Origin of the sequence: Amycolatopsis bartoniae (assembly GCF_014191255.1) — a bacterium.
In the GTDB taxonomy this organism is placed as follows: domain Bacteria; phylum Actinomycetota; class Actinomycetes; order Mycobacteriales; family Pseudonocardiaceae; genus Amycolatopsis_E; species Amycolatopsis_E bartoniae.
This window is the reverse complement of record NZ_JACHWH010000001.1, coordinates 118987-136327: the sequence shown is the minus strand read 5'-3', so window position 1 is coordinate 136327 and position 17341 is coordinate 118987. Positions and strand designations below refer to the sequence as shown.

Below are 17341 nucleotides of genomic sequence, written 5' to 3'. Positions count from 1 at the left end.
CCGCCGCCCTTTGACGCCTACTTCTCCAGGATTGCGGTGACGCCCTGGCCGCCGGCGGCGCAGATCGAGATGAGCCCGCGGCCGGAGCCCTTCTCGTGCAGGAGCTTCGCCAGCGTGGCGACGATCCGCCCGCCGGTGGCCGCGAAGGGGTGGCCCGCCGCCAGGGAGGAGCCGTTCACGTTCAGCTTCGCGCGGTCGATCGACCCGAGCGGCTCGTCCAGCCCCAGCTTCTCCTTCGCGAAACCCTTGCCCTCCCAGGCCTTCAGCGTCGCGAGCACCTGCGACGCGAACGCCTCGTGGATCTCGTAGAAGTCGAAGTCCTGCAGCGTGAGCCCGGCCTTCGCGAGCATCCGCGGCACGGCGTACGCCGGCGCCATCAGCAGCCCTTCGCGGCCGTGCACGTAGTCCACCGCCGCGGTCTCGGCGAACGTCAGGTACGCCAGCACCGGCAGCTTGTGCGCCTTCGCCCACTCCTCGCTGGCCAGCAGCACCGTCGAGGCGCCGTCGGTGAGCGGGGTCGAGTTCGCCGCGGTCATCGTGCCGTCCGGGCCGCCGAACACGGGCTTGAGCTTGGCCAGCTTCTCCGGCGTCGAGTCCGGGCGCAGGTTCTGGTCGCGGGTCAGCTTCAGGAACGGCGTCATCAGGTCGTCGAAGAACCCGCGCTCGTACGCCGCGGCCAGGCGCTGGTGGCTCGTCGCGGCCAGCTCGTCCTGCGCCTCCCGGGAGATCTCCCACTCCTTGGCCGTCAGCGCCGCGTGCTCGCCCATCGACAGGCCGGTGCGCGGCTCGGCGTTGCGGGGGATCTCCGGCACGATCTGGCCCGGCCGGATCTTCGTGAGCAGGCGCAGCCGCTCGCCGAGCGACTTGGCCGAGTTGACCCGGACCAGGATGCGGCGCAGGTCGTCGTTCACCGCGAGCGGCGCGTCCGACGTGGTGTCCACACCGCCGGCGATGGCCGAGTCCAGCTGGCCGAGCGCGATCTTGTTGGCGACGTTGACGATCGCCTGCAACCCCGTGCCGCAGGCCATCTGCACGTCGGAGGCAGGGGTCTCGGGCGAGAGCTTGCTGCCGAGCACGGCCTCGCGCGCCAGGTTGAAGTCGCGTGCGTGCTTGAGCACCGCGCCCGCGGCGACCTCGCCCAGCCGCTCGCCCTGCAGCGAGAACCGGCTGACCAGCCCGTCGATGGCCGCGGTCAGCATGTCCTGGTTGGACGCACTGGCGTAGGGGCCGTTCGAGCGCGCGAACGGGATACGGTTGCCGCCGAGAATCGCGACCTTGCGGACGTCCATGGGTTTCCTCCCGCGCGGATGGTGGAACGCTGGAAACAGTGTAACCTACTCATGAGTAGGTTGTGTGCGACGCAAGGAGGGCCTGATGGCCGACCGCTATCAGCAGTTCACCAAGTCCCCCGTCGGGAAGTTCCTGGTGCCGAAGCTCGGCCTGCCCAGTCCCGCCGTGCTGCGCCGCTACCAGCCGGGACAGGCTCCCCTCGATGGTCCCGCACTTTTCGGCGCCGCGCCCGGCGGACGACTGGAGAAGACCGTCAAGATCCAGCTGGCCGACGCGGGGATCGACGTGCTGACCGAGCCGGTGGACGACCAGCGCTACGGCGCGCTCGTCTTCGACGCCACGGGCATCACCGACCCGAAGCAGCTGCGTGAGCTGTACCTGTTCTTCCACCCGGTGATCCGCAAGGTCGGCGCGTCCGGCCGCGTCCTCGTGCTCGGCACGCCGCCGGAGCTGGTCGAGGGTCGCGAGCGCATCGCCCAGCGGGCGCTCGAAGGCTTCACCCGGTCGGTGGGCAAGGAGCTCAAGCGCGGCGCCACCGTGCAGCTGGTCTACGTCGCGCCGGGCGCGGAGGAGGCCGCCGAGTCGACGCTGCGGTTCCTGTTGTCGGCGAAGTCCGCGTTCGTCGACGGGCAGGTCGTCCGCGTCGGCACCGAAGGGATTCCGGAGGTGCCCCGGCCGGAGAGCTGGGAAAAGCCGTTGGCGGGCAAGGTCGCGCTGGTCACCGGTGCCTCGCGCGGGATCGGTGCCTCCATCGCCGAGGTGTTCGCGCGCGACGGCGCGCACGTGGTCGCGCTGGACATCCCCGCGCAGGGTGCGGATCTCTCCGCCGTGGCCAACCGGATCGGCGGCTCGGCGCTGCAGCTCGACATCACCGCCGCCGACGCGCCGGAGAAGCTCGCGAGCTACCTCAAGGAGCGCCACGACGGCGTCGACATCGTCGTGCACAACGCGGGCATCACCCGCGACAAGACGCTCGGCAACCTCACCGAAGGCGCCTGGGACGCGGTGCTCACCGTGAACCTCGCCGCCCAGCTCGCCGTGAACGACAAGCTGCTCGCGGACAAGGTGCTGCGCAAGAACGGCCGCATCATCGGGGTTTCGTCGATGGCCGGGATCGCGGGCAACGTCGGGCAGACCAACTACGCCACCAGCAAGGCCGGCGTGATCGGGATGGTCAACGACTCCGCGCCGAAGCTCGCCGAGTACGGCGGCACGATCAACGCCGTCGCGCCCGGGTTCATCGAGACGCAGATGACGGCCGCGATCCCGCTGTTCATCCGCGAGGCCGGGCGGCGGCTGTCCAGCCTCGGCCAGGGCGGGCTGCCGGTGGACGTCGCGGAAACCATCGCCTGGTTCGCGAACCCGGCGTCCGCCGCGGTGAACGGCAACGTGGTCCGCGTGTGCGGCCAGGCACTGCTGGGGGCGTGATGGCGACGAAGGAACTGCACTCCGCGCCCCGGCTCGCGCCGCTGTACGCGAAGGCGCTGCTCCCCTCCGCCGAGGGAAAGTCGTTGCCGGACACCGAATACGTGCGTTCGGCCGTCGAGATCGACCCGCGGCACGTGGCCGAGTACAACCACGTGTGCGGCTTCCCGCTGGGCGACGAGCTGCCCGCGACCTATCCGCACATGCTCGCGTTCCCGTTGCAGATGGCGCTGATGACGCAGCCGGACTTCCCGTTCCCGTTGCTGGGCATGGTGCACGTGGCGAACCGGATCACCCAGCACCGTCCGGTGCGCCTCGGCGAGCCGGTCACGGTGCGGGTGCGCGCGGAGAACCTCCGGCCACACGAGAAGGGCCGCCAGTTCGACGTGCTCAGCGAACTGTCCACATCGGACGGTGTGGTGTGGAGCGAGGTGTCGACGTACCTGCGGCGCGGTGGCGGTTCCGGGTCTTCGCAGAGCAGGCAGCTCACCGCGCCGGCGCCGAACGCGATCTGGCGGGTGCCGGGTGACATCGGCCGCCGGTACGCCGAGGTTTCCGGCGACCGCAACCCGATCCACCTGCACCCGCTGACGGCGAGGCTGTTCGGCTTCCCCTCGGCGATCGCGCACGGCATGTGGACCAAGGCCCGCGCGCTCGCCGCGTTCGAGGGCAGGCTCCCCGACGCCTACACGGTGGACGTGCGGTTCAAGCTGCCCGTGCTGTTGCCCGCGAAGGTCGCGTTCACGTCGTGGCAGACGGATGAGGGCTGGGCCTTCGAGCTGTGGAACGCGCGGAAACCCAAGCCCCACCTGGAAGGCACGATCACCGCGGCTGCCACACGTCGCCCTCGATGAGGTCGTTGAACCCCATCCACACGAGGTTCATCAGCCACGACGCGAGGACACCGTCGGACACGTCGGAGTGGTCGAGCCACCAGTCGGCGAGCGACTCCGCGGCGCCGACGAGGGAGACGGCGAGCGCGGGCCCGGAGAACTCGGCCACCTGGCCGAGCCCCTTCTTCGTGCCCGCGGTGACGACGAGGGCGGAGACCATGTCGATCGCCCTGCTGCGCAACAGGTTCACCTCGCCGGCGAACTGCCCGCCGACGGTGAGCGCCTGACGGTGCAGGACCGTCCAGGAGTCGCGGTACTCGGCGACGAAGCGGTAGAACGCGCGCAGGCCGTGCCACAGCTGCATGTCCGGCGGCAGCTCCGAGCGCACCCCCTGGCGCACGGCTTCGAGCATCCGGGCGGCTTCGCGGCGGATGCACTTGGCGAACAGGTCCTCCTTGGCGCCCAGATAGGAGTAGATCATCGGTTTCGAGACGCCCGCGACCTCGGAGATCTCGTCCATCGACGCGGAGTGGTAGCCGTGGCGGGAGAAGACCTCCACGGCGGCGTCGAGGATCTGCCGTTCCCGCACGGCCCTGGGCAGGCGCCGGGACCGGGGCGGCGAGGATTTCACGTCTTCGGTCACAGTGAGAAGCTACCCCCTCGGCCTTCCGCCGGTACGATCGTTCCGTGTCTTCGGTGATCGACGCACTGGCGCGCCGGCTCGACTTCGCGAGGCTCAGCGCGGAGCAGTTCATCCGGCTGCTGGAGACGCTGCACATGCTCGGCACCGCCGGCGCGGGCGTGCAGTTGCGGGAGATGGACACCGAGACCCTGGTCGACGTGGTGGGCCGGGCGTCGAAGGACCAGCTGCGGGCCGTCGCCGAGCACCCGGAGCTGCGGAAGGTGTTCCTGGAGGAGATCTTTCGCCGGATGTCGGATCATTTCCTGCCCGAAAAGGCGAAGTACTCGTCCGTGGTGGTCAACTGGCGGTTTTCCGGCGGCGACGGGGACGGCGGCTACGACCGGTTCCAGACGGTGATCGAGGACGGGCGGTGCGTCTCGGGCGAGGACCTTGGCCGCGAGCCGGACACCACGATCACGGTCGCGGCGGAGGACTTCTTCCGCATCGCGACGGGCAACGCCGCCGTGGCCACGATGTTCGTGACCGGGAAGGTGCGCGTGAAGGGCGAGTACGCCCCGGCGGTGCGCCTGCCGGGTTACTTCGACATCCCTAACGCCCCTCGATGACCGGGTGGGCGCGGTCGTCGGGCACGACCTCGCTGTCCACCACGATCACGCGGGGACTGGTGCGCTTCTCGACGCGGCGCAGCCACGCCCGCCGGACGATCCCGCGGGTCGGCGGCAGCAGCAGGAGCAGGCCGGCGACGTCGCTGAGGAAGCCGGGCACGAGGATGAGCACGCCGCCGAACGCGACGAGCATCCCGTCGGTGACCTCGGCCTGCGGGGACCGCCCCGCCCGGGCGGCGCTCATGAACGCACGGGCGGCACGAGCACCTTCGCGGCGGGCGAGCCAGGAGCCGAGCAGCGCGCCGGCGATGAGCAGCCCGAGGGTGCCCAGCACACCGACGACAGAACTCACCGCCCAGACGGCCGCCACCTCGGCGACGACGTAGAGCAGGAAGAGGACAGCCATACCCCCTCAACGCTCGGGGCTGCCCGTTTGATCCCGCAGGCTCGTGAGGAACCACTCCACCTCGCGCGGGCTGGACAGGAGGATCTGCCGCGCGGGAGCCCCGTGGCGCCGGATAGCTTCGAGTGTCAACGGCCGGTGGTCTCGGTGCCAGCGCCAGACCCACCGCAGGAATTCGAGGTCCAAGCGCTCGGGGCACCCTTCGGCCTGCCGGTCCTGCCCCAGCTCGCGGACGATCCGGCTCACCACCCGGGTGAAACACCGCCAGCGGGGGAAGTCGAGGAACACGACGAGGTCGGCCGTGGGCAAGCGCAGGTCCATCGAGCGGCGGTAGTTCCCGTCGATCACCCACGCCGGTGCCGAGACCGCGGTCTCCTGTGCCGCGCGGAACTCGTCGTCCCGCGCGGCCACCCAGCCGGGCCGCCAGAAGAGGCGGTCGAGGTGGGTCACCGGAATGTCGAGCAGGACCCCGAGGCGCCGCGCGAGTGTCGACTTGCCCGCTCCGCTGCATCCCACGACTGCGATCCGCATCGGGCGATTATGCGTGTGAAGTTCCACATGCCGGGCGCCGGGAACAACCTCCCGCGAAGTGCTCGTTGCCCCTGACGTGACCTCTGTGCAACGCCAGGCCCGAGTGCGCGCCCCCGAGCTGACCGGGGACGTCTGGCTCAACACCGGCGGCGAGCGGCCCACCCTGGCCGGGCTGCGCGGCAAGATCGTGCTGCTCGACTTCTGGACCTCCGGCTGCATCAACTGCCTCCACGTGCTCGACGAGCTGCGCCCGCTGGAGGAGGAGTTCGCCGACGTGCTCGTCACCATCGGCGTGCACTCGCCGAAGTTCCTGCACGAGGGTGAGGCCGCCGCGATCGAGGGCGCCGTGCGGCGGTACGAGGTGCACCACCCCGTGCTCAACGACCCCGAGATGAAGACCTGGTCGCAGTACGCCGTCAAGGCTTGGCCGACCCTCGTCATCGTCGACCCGCAGGGTTACGTCGTGCACGTCGCCGCCGGTGAGGGGCACGCCGAGGCGCTGCGCCGCGTCATCACCGGGCTCGTCGCCGAGCACGAGGCCAAGGGCACGCTCCGCCGCGGCGGCAGCCTCTACGTCGCTCCCGAGGAGCAGCAGCACGAACTTTCCTTCCCCAGCAAGGCCGTCGCGACCGCCGAAGGCCGCATCCTCGTCGCCGACACGGCACACCACTCGATCGTCGAGTTCGCCTCCGACGGGGAGACCGTCGTGCGCCGCTTCGGCAGTGGTGAGCGTGGTGCCGCCGACGGTGCCTTCGACGTCGCGAGCTTCTCCGAGCCCTCGGGCCTGACACTGCTGCCCGCCGAGGTCGCCGAGCGCGCCGGCTACCACCTGCTCGTCGCGGACACCGCCGGGCACCTGCTGCGCGGCGTCAACCTGATCAACGGCGAGGTCTCCACCGTCGCCGGCACCGGGAAGCAGTGGCGCGACGGCCCGACCGACGGTCCGGGCCGGGAGATCGACCTGACCAGCCCGTGGGACGTCGCATGGTGGGACGTCGCCGGTGGCGTCGTCGTCGCGATGGCCGGCAACCACACGCTCGGCCTGTTCGACCCGGTCGAGGGCACGATCTCCCGCTACGCCGGGACCACCGTCGAGGGTCTGCGGGACGGCGCGCTCGCCGAAGCGTTCTTCGCGCAGACCTCCGGCCTCGCCGTGCAGGGTGACCGCCTCTGGCTCGCCGACGCGGAAAGCTCGGCGCTGCGCTGGATCGAGGACGGCGAGGTGCACACGGCCGTCGGGTACGACCTGTTCACCTTCGGGCACAAGGACGGCGAAGCCGCCGACGCGCTGCTGCAGCACCCGCTCGGCGTCGCCGCGCTGCCCGACGGGACGATCGCGGTCGCCGATACTTACAACGGCGCGATCCGCCGCTACGACCCGGAAATCGGCACGCTCGCCACGATCGCCGACGGACTGGCCGAACCCTCCGGGCTGCTGGTCACCGACGAGGCGCTGGTCGTGGTCGAGTCGGCCGCGCACCGGCTCACGCCGTTGCCGCTGACCGCCGACGCGGCCGAGGTCGCGGGCGACGCGCACGCCGTCCGGCGGCCGCCGAGCGTGCTCAAAGCGGGCGAGGTCGAGCTGACGGTGGTGTTCACCCCGCCACCGGGCGAGAAGCTGGACGACCGGTTCGGCCCGTCGACGCGGCTGGAGATCAGCGCTTCCCCGCCCGAGCTGCTGGTCGACGGCGGCGGCACGGGCACCGACCTGACCCGCAGGATCCGGCTGGCCGACGGCGTGACCGAAGGCGTGCTGCAGGTCGTCGCGCAGGCCGCGAGCTGTGACTCCGCCGCCGAGCACCCGGTGTGCCGGGTGACGCGTCAGGACTGGGGCGTGCCGGTGCGCCTGGAGCCCGACGGCTCGGCGCAGCTGCGGCTCATTCTGGCCGGGACGGCGTAAGGCCCCGCTCCAGGACGTCCATGGCCTGGTGCAGGAGCGCCACCAGGCCGGGACCGGAGCCCGGCTGCCAGCACACCAGCGCGCTGCGGTTGGCGGCGAACGCGGCCGCCGCCGTGGTGCGCACGTAGATGTCCTCGCTCGGCAGCCCGGTGCGTGTCGCGATGCCGCGTGCCACCGTCTCCTCGAACGCCTTGTTGCTGTGCGTCAGCCGCTTGGCCAGCTCGGGGTGTTCACGCAGCAGCAGGGTGCGCTCGCGGAACGTCTCGCTCTGCATCAGCTCCGCGAAGCGGGCCGCGTAGACGGCACGCAGGGCTGTCAACGGGTCCTCGTCGGCGGGCCGCTCCACGATCCGCTCGTACAACGCCTCGGCGCTGACGTCGAGCGCCAGCACGGCCTCGTCCTTGGTCTCGAAGTAGTTGAAGAACGTGCGGGGCGAGACTCCGGCCTTCGCGCAGATGTCCTCGACCGTCACCGCGTGCGGACCGCGCTCGCGGTAGAGGGTGACCGCGGCGTGCCGCAGCGCCTCCCGCGTCGCTTCCTTCTTCCGCTCACGAAGCCCCGTTGCTGTCACGCTTCTTACAGTACTGCATTTTTGCACTGCCTGCAAAAAAGAGTAGGATGGTCAACATGGCGGATGAAGTGGAGACGAAGACGAACGAGACGAAGCAACCCCTGGCCCGAACCCTGGCGGAAACCCTCTGGTTTCCCGTGTTCTTCTTCTGCGGCTTCCTGGTCTGCTATCTGCTGGCGTTCCACCAGCCGACGCCGCACCACGTGAAGGTCGCGGTCGCCGACCCCGCCACGGCGGCGAAGCTGGAGACCGCGCTGGACAAGGCCAGCCCCGGCGGGTTCGACATCGTGCCCGTGCCGAACGGCGACGCGGCCCGTCAGTCCGTCCTCGACCGCGACACCACGGCCGGCTTTTCCGCCGACCCCGCTCACCCGACGCTGTACGTCGCCAAGGCCGACGGCTCCATGCTCGAATCGATCCTGACCCAGACCTTCACGCCGATCGCGGCGCAGGGCGGCGGCACCCTCGCCGTCGTCGACCTCGCGCCCACCGCGAGCGGCGACCCGATGGGCACCGGCATGTTCTACCTGGTGCTGGTGTGGAACATCCCGAGCTACGTCGTGGTCATGATGTTGCTGCGCGCGGTCACCATGAGCCGTCGCACGAAGATCCTCACCCTCGTCGGCTGGGGCGCGTTCCTCAGCGTCGCCGGTTACCTCGCCGGGCTGGCGATGCACGTCATCCCGAACGAGCCCGCGGTGATGCCGCTGGCGTTCCTGCTCAGCCTCGGCATCTCGCTGACGTCGTTCGGTCTCGTGCCGTTCGCGAAGCAGTTCTTCCCCGGCGTCGCCATGGGCCTGTTCGTGCTGCTGAGCATGCCGTCCAGCGGCGGCGCCATCCCGATCCAGCTCGTGCCCGGGTTCTTCCGCGCGTTGCATCCGATCATGCCGATGGGCAACCTCATCGAGGCCGCGCGGGGTGTCTTCTACTTCCACGGCGTCGGCATCCTGCGCCCGATCCTCGTGCTGTGTGCGTGGTTGCTGGTCGGCATCGCGCTCATCGCGGGGCACGCCCTGTGGCAGAAGCGCCGGGCGCAGGCCGACGCGGCCGTCGTCGAAGCGCCGGTCGAGGACCCGACGCTGGAAATGCCCCGGCCCACCGCGGTGCCGGCGCGTCACCACCACTTCGGCCAGCTGGTTCCGGTGGTCAACGGCACCGTCCGCACGCCCGACGGCGAGCCGGTGGGCGGTGCGGCGATCACCGTGACCGACACGCGTGGCCAGCAGCTCGTCCGCACGGTCGCCGACCACGACGGTTCGTATGCGGTGGCGGGCCTTTCCCAGCAGTTCGTGGACCTCGTGGTGTCGGCTCCCGGCCGGTACTCGACCGTGCGCCGGATCCTCGTCCGCGAGGGCGCGACGCGCACCGAGGACTTCGAGCTGGAGGGCAGGCGTCAGCCGGTAGGCGCCACTTCGGGTGCGTAGCATTACCCGCGTGTCCGAACCGACCACCGTGCCGAAGCTCGAGATTCAGATGCTGCACGACCGGGTACTGGTCCGGTTGTCCGCCGAGGAGGGTGAGCGCCGCAGCAGCGGCGGCATCGTGATCCCGGCGACAGCCCAGGTGGCGCGAAGGCTCGCGTGGGGCGATGTACTCGGTGTAGGCAGTAATGTGCGCAACGTGAAGGTCTCCGACCGCGTGCTGTTCAACCCGGAGGACCAGCTGGAGGTCGAGGTGCAGGGCGAGGCGTACCTCGTCATGCGGGAGCGCGACATCCACGCGGTCGCTACGGAGCGCACGGAGCACGGAACGGGGCTGTACCTGTAGCTCACGGGAGGGTGCGTGCGGGAGGAGCACTACTGGCCGGCCTGGGACCACGACTCCCAGGCCACCGACCGAATTCCCGGGCTGCCGCAGGAGTACCCGCCCGAGGAGGACGCCCTCTTCGACGAGCTCCTCGAAGGTGACCGGGTCGCTCCCCTGCCCCCTCCGCCGGGAAAGCGCTTCCTCGCGAAGGTGCTGATGGGCACCGGTGCCGTGCTCATCCTCGGCGTGCTGCTGTACACGGTCGACCTGATGCTCAGCGCCGGTGAAGTGCCGCGCGGCGTCGTCGTCGCGGGCGTGGACGTCGGCGGGCTGAGCCGGGCGGACGCCGAGGCGAAACTGCGCCGCGAGCTCGAACCGCGGCTGACCGAGCCGGTGCCCGTGACCGCGGGTGACGTCGTGGCGAACCTCGACCCCGTCCGCTCGGGGCTCGGCCTGGACTGGTCGGCCACCCTCGCGCAGGCCGGGCACCAGCCGCTCGACCCGATCGACCGCATCCGCTCGTTCTTCACGAAGCGCCAGGTCGACGTGGTGACCACGGTGGATCCCGATGCACTGGTCCAGTCGGTGCGGAACCTCGCGAGCACGACGCTCGACCATCCGGCGACCGAAGGCGGGATCGGCTTCCACGCGGCGTCGGACGGCAGCGGCGTTACGCCGTTCGCGATCGAACCGCGCACGGGGCAGACGCTCACGGACGTCCAGGGCGCGGCGAACCTCGTGAAGAGCCGGTGGCTGGACAAGACCGGCGTGCGGCTGCCGATGACCTTCGCGCCCGTGAAGGCGACTTCGGCCGGGGTGCACACGGCGCTCGACACCGTGGTGCTGCCCGCGGTCGCGAGCCCGGTGATCGTGCACGGGGACGGCGCGGACGGCGTGCTCCAGCCCGTCACGATCGCCGACGCGATGCAGTTCGCGCCCCGCGACGACGGCGGGCTCGACGTGCGCCTGGACTCCACCAAGCTGCGGCAGAACCTGCAACCGCAGCTGGCGGGCACGGAGACGGCGGGCAAGGACGCGCAGATCGTGTTCGCCGGTGGCGCACCCGTCGTGCGGCCGTCGGAGGACGCCCGCCGGATCGACTGGTCACCCACCTTCGCCCCGCTGATGACCGTCCTGACCAGGAGCGACGGGCGTGACCTGCAGGTGAAGTACCGCACGAGCAAACCCGCGCTGAGCACCGACGACGCGAACGCGCTCGGTGTCAAGGAGGTCGTCGCGCAGTTCTCCACGGGCGGTCTCGACGGTCCGGGGGCGACGAACGTCAGCATCATGGCGGCGAAGGTCAACGGCACGGTGCTCAAGCCCGGCGAGACGTTCAGCCTGCTGGCGCGGACGGGCTCGTTCGCTTCCGGTTTCGTGTCCGCTCCGGCGAACGAGGACGGGACCGGTCCGTCGGTCACCGGCGGTGGCGTCTCGCAGTTCGCGACCACGCTGTACAACGCCGCGTACCTCGCCGGGCTGACCGACGCCGGGCACACCCCGCAGCCGTACTACCTCGACCGCTACCCGGCGGGCCGCGACGCGCAGGCGATCCGGGACGACGGTTCGCCGGTGGACCTGAAGTTCACCGACAGCCTCGCGAGCGGGGTCGCGATCGAAGCCAGCTCGTCCGGTTCGACGGTCACCGTGCGGATCTGGGGCACGCGGCAGTACCGCGTCGAAGGCGACACGGGCCAGCGCACCGACTTCACGCCGCCCGCCGTCCAGCCCGGCCCGCCCGGCTGCCTGCCCTCTTCCGGCTCGCTCGGTTTCACGGTCACGGACACGCGGGTGCTCTACGACCTCGGCACGGGAGCGGAGGTCCGTCGCGACTCCCGCTCGACGACCTACCAGCCTCGCCCGATCGTGTTCTGCTAGCCGGCCGATACGCTCAGTCGCGAGTTGTAACTCTGCGTTCGGGAGGTTGTTGTCTTGACTGAGTGGTCGCCCGCCAAGGTGCTGTTCACGTGTGCGGGTGTCGCGGGCGCGATGCTGGTCCTGCCGCCGGCGGCGGACGCCGCGGAAACCCAGCCGGTGCTGGTGCACGCCTCACCGCAGAACGAGTGCAAGCTCAACGTGCGGGCGGGCTCGGACGTCGGCTCGACGCTGCTCGGCACGCTGAACTGCACGAACTACACCACCTGCGCCGGTACGGCGGCGGACACGCCGTGTGGGCCGTACGTGACCGGCGGGCAGTACACCTGCGTGGGAACGGACGGCAAGCAGGTGACCGACAACCGGTGGGCCGAGGTGACGTGGCGGGCGCCGCAGAAGTCCTACGTGGCCGTGGCCTGCGCCGTCTTCCGGAGCTGACACGAAAAAAGGTGGGGAAGGCGCCCCGCCGCGCCTTCCCCACCCGGTACCCGGAGGGCAGTTTTCCCGCGTTACCTGTTCACCCTGCGGCGGCCGTACATGCTGGCCGCCAGGGAGACACCGATGGCAGCAAGTACCACCTGGGTGATGAGTTCGAGCCAGTCGAAGCCCTTCGTGTCCGCGTAGCCGAGGCCACGCGCGATCGCCGTGCCGATGAACGCGGCGATGATGCCGATGACGATGGTCAGCCAGATCGGGATGCCCTGCTTGCCGGGAGCGACAAGGCGCCCGAGCACACCGATGATGAGACCGACGATGATCGTCGTGATGATGGTAACGATGGTCATCGAAACTCCTTATGTCGCTGGCCCCCAGGGGATACCGCCTCGGTTACTCCGGCAAACCACTTCCGGTGCCCTGTTCTGACACGGTTCGGACACGAAGAAGGGCCCCGTCGCGAGGACGAGGCCCTTCCTGGGGGAACCGGTCAGAACGCGGCTTCCGGCACGTCCATGAGGTCGTTGTCGGCGGCCTCGACGATCGCCCGGCGGGCGGTCAGCTCCGGCAGCACCGTCTTCGCGAAGAACGACGCCACCGCGATCTTGCCCTGGTAGAACGCCTGGTCCTTGGCCGAGGCGCCGTCCAGCTTGGTCAGCGCGACCTCCGCCTGGCGCAGCAGCTGCCAGCCGACGAGCAGGTCACCGGCGGAGATGAGCAGCCGCACGGTGTGCTGGCCGACCTTGTAGAGGTTCTTGATGTCCTCCTGCGCCGAGGTCAGGTAGCCGATCATCGAGCCGAGCATGCCCTGCACGTCCTCCAGGGCCTGCTTGAGCAGCTGCCGCTCGTTCTTGAGCCTGCCGTTGCCCGCCTCGGAGTCGATGAACTTCGTGATCTCGCCCGCGATGTACGCCAGCGCCTGGCCCTTGTCGCGGACGATCTTCCGGAAGAAGAAGTCCTGCGACTGGATCGCCGTGGTGCCCTCGTACAGGGAGTCGATCTTCGAGTCGCGGATGTACTGCTCGATCGGGTAGTCCTGCAGGAAGCCGGAGCCACCCAGGGTCTGCAGCGACTGCACGAGCTGCTCGGTCGCGCGCTCGGAACCCACGCCCTTGACGATCGGCAGCAGCAGGTCGTTGACGCGCTCGGCCAGCTTCAGCGACGCCTCGTCACCCTCCTGCGTCCACACCTGGTCCTGGAAGGACGCGGTGTAGAGGTACACGGCACGCAGGCCCTCGGCGTACGCCTTCTGCAGCATCAGCGAGCGCCGCACGTCCGGGTGGTGGGTGATGGTGACCCGCGGGGCGGTCTTGTCCGTCATCTGGGTCAGGTCCGCACCCTGCACGCGCTCCTTGGCGTACTCGAGTGCGTTGAGGTAGCCGGTCGACAGCGTCGCGATGGCCTTGGTGCCCACCATCATCCGGGCGTACTCGATGACCTGGAACATCTGCGCGATGCCGTCGTGCACCTCGCCGAGCAGCCAGCCCTTGGCCGGGATGCCGTGCTGGCCGAAGGTCAGCTCGCACGTGGTGGAGACCTTCAGGCCCATCTTGTGCTCGACGTTGGTGACGAAGGCGCCGTTGCGCTCACCGAGCTCGCCGGTGTTGGTGTCGAAGTGGAACTTCGGCACGAGGAACAGCGACAGGCCCTTGGTGCCGGGCTTCGCCTCGATGCCGGGACCCTCGGGGCGGGCCAGCACCAGGTGCATGATGTTCTCGGTCATGTCCTGGTCGGCGGAGGTGATGAACCGCTTCACGCCGTCGAGGTGCCAGCTGCCGTCCTCCTGGAGCACGGCCTTGGTGCGGCCGGCGCCCACGTCCGAACCGGCGTCCGGCTCGGTCAGCACCATGGTGGCGCCCCACGCGCGCTCGATCATGATCCGCGCCCAGCGCTTCTGTTCCTCGGTGCCGTTGCGGTCGAGGATCATCGCGAAGTTCGGGCCCGCGAGGTACATGAACAGGGCCGGGTTGGCGCCGAGGATCAGCTCGGAGGCGGCCCACTGCACGGTGGGCGGGAGGCCGAGGCCGCCGAGGTCGTTGGTGAGGCCGAGGCGCCACCACTCGCCGTCCCACAGCTGCTGGTAGCTCTTCTTGAAGGACTCGGGCAGCTTGGCCGAGAAGGTCTTCGGGTCGTACACCGGCGGGTTGCGGTCCGCGTCGGCGAACGACTCCGCCAGGGGGCCCACGGCCAGGTTGTTCAGCTCGTGCAGCGCGCCGCGGGCGGTCTCCTCGTCGGAGTCCGCCAGTACGCCCTTGCCGAGGCGGTTCTGGACGCCGAGCACCTCGAACAGGTTGAACTCGAGGTCACGCACGTTGCTCTTGTAATGGCCCATGTCGTCGCTCCGTTGGTGTCGGTTTCTCCGGCTGGGCGCATGGAGGTCCCCTACTGGCCGGTAACATCAGGATATTACCTGTGGGTAACTCCGGCAAGGAAATCCGCCCGGTTGTGACCGGGGAGGCAACGGGTCAGCGCGCCTGGTGCTCCGCCATCCCCGACGGCGGATTCGCGGCCGGACCAGGGGTTTTCCCCTCGGGCACGTCCTCGGGCTGGCAGATCAGGATGCCGCCGCGGAAGGCGATCGTCACCGCGTGCGTGCGGTCACGGGCCGAGAGCTTGCGCAGGATGCTCTTCACGTGCGTCCGCACGGTTTCCACCGAAAGGTAGAGGATCTTCGCGATCGCGGCGTTCTCCAGCCCTTCCGCGACGAGCTGCAGCACCTGGAACTCGCGCCGGGACAACGGCATCCGCGGCCGCCGGGTGGCGACCACCGGCTCACCGGGGCGCAGGCCCTGCCGCTGCTGCCCGGTCAGCGGAGCGAGCGCGGGATCGAGGTAGCGGCGGTCCAGGTGCACCCGCCGGATGGCTTCGACGAGCCGCCGCGCCTCGGACGTCCGTGGCAGGGCGGCGTGCGCGCCGGCGAGCTGGGCGGTCTGCAGGAACGCCGCCGTCCGGTGGGCATCGCGGACGAGCAGTACCACCAGCAGCGACGGGTCGCCGGTGACCAGGAGTTTCGTCAGGTGCCCGTGGGGGTCGAGACCGGAGTCGAGCAGGATGACGTCGGGATGCACCTGTTCGGCCAGCTGCAGCGCGGCGTGCGGGTTGCCCGCGTGACCGGCCCAGTGCAGGCCGGGGGTCCGCTGGACGATCGAGGACAGTCCCTCGCGGCAGAACGGCACCGGGTCGACGGCGGCGATCCCGAGGCTGCGGGCCGGGGGTGAGCCCTGCGTGGCCCGGCTGGGCTCGTTACTGCGCGTCATGAACAACTCCGTCTCGCACGGTCAGCACCCGGGGTGCGCGCCCCGCCCGGACGGGCCGCCCCCTCGACGGTCCTTCCGAGCGCTCCGGGCGCCACATTCCGATCCCCCCTGCTGGGACCGGCCGGCCTGACTCTTCGTCCATTGTGGGAGTAGCCCGCCGCACGAGTGTGACGCGGGTTCACCCAGCCGAGTGCAGGACTACTCTGAGTAGAACTTTTCGCGTAATCGGGCGAACTCCTGTGCGAGTGTCGCGGGCGTCCAATGGGCGTTCAGACCGCTTGGATTCGGCAGTACCCAAACGGCAGTTTCACCAATCGAACCAGATTGTTCGCCGACTTGCGCCTTCGGTCGCCCGAATGCAGTCCGGTACGCGGTCACGCCGACCACCGCGAGGCAGCGCGGCCGGTAGCGGTCGAGCTTGGTGACGAGGATCTCGCCGCCTTCGCGGAGTTCGGCGTCGGTCAGCTCGTCGGCGCGGGCGGTTGCGCGGGCGACGAGGTTCGTGATGCCGAGGCCGTGGGCGAGGAGTTCGTCCTGCTCGCTCGGGTCGAAGCGCCGTGGCGTGAAGCCGCTCGCGTGCAGCGCGGGCCAGAACCGGTTACCGGGCCGGGCGAAGTGGTATCCGGTGGCGCCGGAGTACAGCCCCGGGTTGATGCCGCAGAACAGCACTCGCAGGCCGGGGGCGATGACGTCTCGGATCGTCGTGCCGTGCGCGGCGGCGAGTTGTTCCTTGGTGGGGCGGAAGGAAGTCATGAACAGCCGGATACTAGCCGTCGCGGTCGACTGTCACGACGCGGAAGCGCTGGCCGCCTTCTGGCGGGCGGCCTTGGGATACCCGGACACGAAGCGCTGGCGCGACGCGAAGGGCGTCGAGTACGTCCAGCTCGAGGGCGACGGCCCGATGCTGCTCTTCCAGCCCGTGGACGACGAGAAGGTGGTGAAGAACCGCCTGCACCTCGACCTCGCCCCGACGGACGGCAGCCAGGCCGAGGAGGTCGACCGCCTGGTGGGCCTCGGCGCGAAGGTCGTCGCGGACGAGCCGGAGTTCCCGTGGATCGTGCTGACCGACCCGGAGGGGAACGAGTTCTGCGTGCTCCCGCCCCGCGGCTGACACGCTGGAGGCATGACCACCGCGGACGGCTGCTCCGTCGACGTGTACCGGCTGCTCCCGCCCGCCGGTGAGGCTGAGATCGTGCACGCCGCCGTCTCGCCGGGCGCGGCCGTGCTGGACCTGGGCTGCGGCACGGGCCGCGTCGCGCACCGGCTGGCCGAGCAGGGCCATCCGGTCGTCGCGGTGGACGACTCGCCCGAGATGCTCGCGCACGTCCGCACCGAGACCGTCCTCGCGCGGATCGAGGACCTGCGCCTCGACCGGCGATTCGAAGCGGTCCTGCTGGCGAGCCACCTGGTCAACCGCCCGGACTGCGGTCCGCTGCTCGACGCGGTGGCGCGCCACCTGGCGCCGGGCGGCCGGGCGGTGATCGAGCAGCATCCGCCGTCGTGGTTCGACACCGTCACCGACGGCGCGGGCGGGATGCTCGGCGAGGTGCGGGTTTCGCTGTCCGGCGTGGCGCGGCGGGGTGACCTGCTGACCGCGACCGTCCGGTACGAGGCGGGGGGCTCGTCATGGGAGCAGCGCTTCACCGCCCGCCGTCTCGATCAGCCCGCCCTGGAGGCGCTGTTGGCTGCCGCGGGCCTGGTCTTCGACGGTTTCCGCTCGCCCGACCACGCCTGGTTCGCCGCCCGCCTCGGACGAAAGGTGGCGAAACGCACACCGGAGGCGTACTCTGTGTGATCTGCCACACAAGGACGACGCCAAGGGAGGCG

General features: G+C 70.2%; 19 protein-coding genes. 10 read left to right on the top strand and 9 right to left on the bottom strand.

Annotated elements, in window-relative coordinates:
• Positions 1 to 17 precede the first annotated feature (17 nt).
• Positions 18 to 1289 (bottom strand): acetyl-CoA C-acetyltransferase, encoded by a 1272-nt coding sequence (locus FHX82_RS00735; protein ID WP_145932446.1) that lies wholly within the window; start codon positions 1287 to 1289, stop codon positions 18 to 20.
• 85 nt (positions 1290 to 1374) lie between these two features.
• Here FHX82_RS00735 and FHX82_RS00730 point away from each other — a divergent pair, with 85 nt between their 5' ends.
• A complete protein-coding gene (locus FHX82_RS00730) occupies positions 1375 to 2718 on the top strand; it encodes a 3-oxoacyl-ACP reductase (RefSeq protein WP_145932447.1) in 1344 nt (447 codons plus the stop codon).
• On the top strand, positions 2718 to 3569 hold the full coding sequence (locus FHX82_RS00725) for a MaoC family dehydratase (protein WP_145932448.1): 852 nt from the start codon (positions 2718 to 2720) through the stop codon (positions 3567 to 3569). The genes FHX82_RS00730 and FHX82_RS00725 overlap by 1 nt, the downstream gene beginning before the upstream one ends.
• On the opposite strand, the gene FHX82_RS00720 is transcribed toward FHX82_RS00725, so the two are convergent.
• Positions 3538 to 4191, bottom strand: a complete 654-nt coding sequence (locus FHX82_RS00720) for a TetR/AcrR family transcriptional regulator (protein WP_145932449.1) — start codon at positions 4189 to 4191, stop codon at positions 3538 to 3540. The two genes, FHX82_RS00725 and FHX82_RS00720, sit on opposite strands and share 32 nt — an antisense overlap.
• A gap of 53 nt (positions 4192 to 4244) precedes the next feature.
• Between FHX82_RS00720 and FHX82_RS00715 the strand changes: the two genes are divergently transcribed.
• Positions 4245 to 4796 carry an SCP2 sterol-binding domain-containing protein gene (locus tag FHX82_RS00715; protein WP_229880837.1) on the top strand — a complete coding sequence of 184 codons (552 nt, stop codon included), beginning with the start codon at positions 4245 to 4247 and terminating at the stop codon, positions 4794 to 4796.
• Here FHX82_RS00715 and FHX82_RS00710 read toward each other — a convergent pair.
• Both FHX82_RS00710 and FHX82_RS00705 read right to left on the bottom strand, forming a co-directional pair.
• Positions 4780 to 5202 (bottom strand): FxsA family protein, encoded by a 423-nt coding sequence (locus FHX82_RS00710; RefSeq protein ID WP_145932450.1) that lies wholly within the window; start codon positions 5200 to 5202, stop codon positions 4780 to 4782. The two genes, FHX82_RS00715 and FHX82_RS00710, sit on opposite strands and share 17 nt — an antisense overlap.
• A gap of 6 nt (positions 5203 to 5208) precedes the next feature.
• Positions 5209 to 5730: a P-loop NTPase family protein gene (locus FHX82_RS00705; protein WP_145932451.1), complete on the bottom strand. Its 522-nt coding sequence runs from the start codon at positions 5728 to 5730 to the stop codon at positions 5209 to 5211.
• Between the two features lie 103 nt (positions 5731 to 5833).
• Here FHX82_RS00705 and FHX82_RS00700 point away from each other — a divergent pair, with 103 nt between their 5' ends.
• The gene (locus tag FHX82_RS00700) at positions 5834 to 7630 is read left to right on the top strand and encodes an NHL domain-containing thioredoxin family protein (RefSeq protein WP_145932525.1); all 1797 of its coding nucleotides are present in this window, start codon (positions 5834 to 5836) and stop codon (positions 7628 to 7630) included.
• Here FHX82_RS00700 and FHX82_RS00695 read toward each other — a convergent pair.
• Positions 7608 to 8201, bottom strand: coding sequence for a TetR/AcrR family transcriptional regulator (locus FHX82_RS00695; protein WP_145932452.1), 594 nt, complete (start codon positions 8199 to 8201; stop codon positions 7608 to 7610). The two genes, FHX82_RS00700 and FHX82_RS00695, sit on opposite strands and share 23 nt — an antisense overlap.
• A gap of 56 nt (positions 8202 to 8257) precedes the next feature.
• Here FHX82_RS00695 and FHX82_RS00690 point away from each other — a divergent pair, with 56 nt between their 5' ends.
• From FHX82_RS00690 to FHX82_RS00675, 4 genes are read left to right on the top strand one after another with little or no spacing between them, the layout of a single operon-like run.
• Positions 8258 to 9625 (top strand): carboxypeptidase regulatory-like domain-containing protein, encoded by a 1368-nt coding sequence (locus tag FHX82_RS00690; RefSeq protein WP_145932453.1) that lies wholly within the window; start codon positions 8258 to 8260, stop codon positions 9623 to 9625.
• Positions 9626 to 9674: 49 nt separating this feature from the next.
• Positions 9675 to 9968: a GroES family chaperonin gene (locus FHX82_RS00685; protein ID WP_145932526.1), complete on the top strand. Its 294-nt coding sequence runs from the start codon at positions 9675 to 9677 to the stop codon at positions 9966 to 9968.
• 15 nt (positions 9969 to 9983) lie between these two features.
• Complete coding sequence (locus FHX82_RS37580) at positions 9984 to 11825, top strand: VanW family protein (RefSeq protein ID WP_229880755.1); 1842 nt, start codon at positions 9984 to 9986, stop codon at positions 11823 to 11825.
• Between the two features lie 54 nt (positions 11826 to 11879).
• Positions 11880 to 12260, top strand: coding sequence for a hypothetical protein (locus FHX82_RS00675; RefSeq protein WP_229880753.1), 381 nt, complete (start codon positions 11880 to 11882; stop codon positions 12258 to 12260).
• Positions 12261 to 12331: 71 nt separating this feature from the next.
• On the opposite strand, the gene FHX82_RS00670 is transcribed toward FHX82_RS00675, so the two are convergent.
• The 4 genes from FHX82_RS00670 to mug all read right to left on the bottom strand — a co-directional run bounded on the left by FHX82_RS00670 (position 12332) and on the right by mug (position 16267).
• Complete coding sequence (locus tag FHX82_RS00670; RefSeq protein WP_145932454.1) at positions 12332 to 12607, bottom strand: GlsB/YeaQ/YmgE family stress response membrane protein; 276 nt, start codon at positions 12605 to 12607, stop codon at positions 12332 to 12334.
• 140 nt (positions 12608 to 12747) lie between these two features.
• The gene (locus tag FHX82_RS00665; RefSeq protein ID WP_145932455.1) at positions 12748 to 14589 is read right to left on the bottom strand and encodes an acyl-CoA dehydrogenase; all 1842 of its coding nucleotides are present in this window, start codon (positions 14587 to 14589) and stop codon (positions 12748 to 12750) included.
• Between the two features lie 133 nt (positions 14590 to 14722).
• Complete coding sequence (locus tag FHX82_RS00660; RefSeq protein WP_145932456.1) at positions 14723 to 15514, bottom strand: LuxR C-terminal-related transcriptional regulator; 792 nt, start codon at positions 15512 to 15514, stop codon at positions 14723 to 14725.
• Positions 15515 to 15712: 198 nt separating this feature from the next.
• A complete protein-coding gene (gene mug / locus FHX82_RS00655; protein WP_145932457.1) occupies positions 15713 to 16267 on the bottom strand; it encodes a G/U mismatch-specific DNA glycosylase in 555 nt (184 codons plus the stop codon).
• Between mug and FHX82_RS00650 the strand changes: the two genes are divergently transcribed.
• Complete coding sequence (locus tag FHX82_RS00650) at positions 16266 to 16625, top strand: VOC family protein (RefSeq protein ID WP_145932458.1); 360 nt, start codon at positions 16266 to 16268, stop codon at positions 16623 to 16625. The genes mug and FHX82_RS00650 overlap by 2 nt on opposite strands.
• Before the next feature lie 12 nt (positions 16626 to 16637).
• Positions 16638 to 17309, top strand: a complete 672-nt coding sequence (locus FHX82_RS00645; protein WP_145932459.1) for a class I SAM-dependent methyltransferase — start codon at positions 16638 to 16640, stop codon at positions 17307 to 17309.
• Positions 17310 to 17341 lie beyond the last annotated feature (32 nt).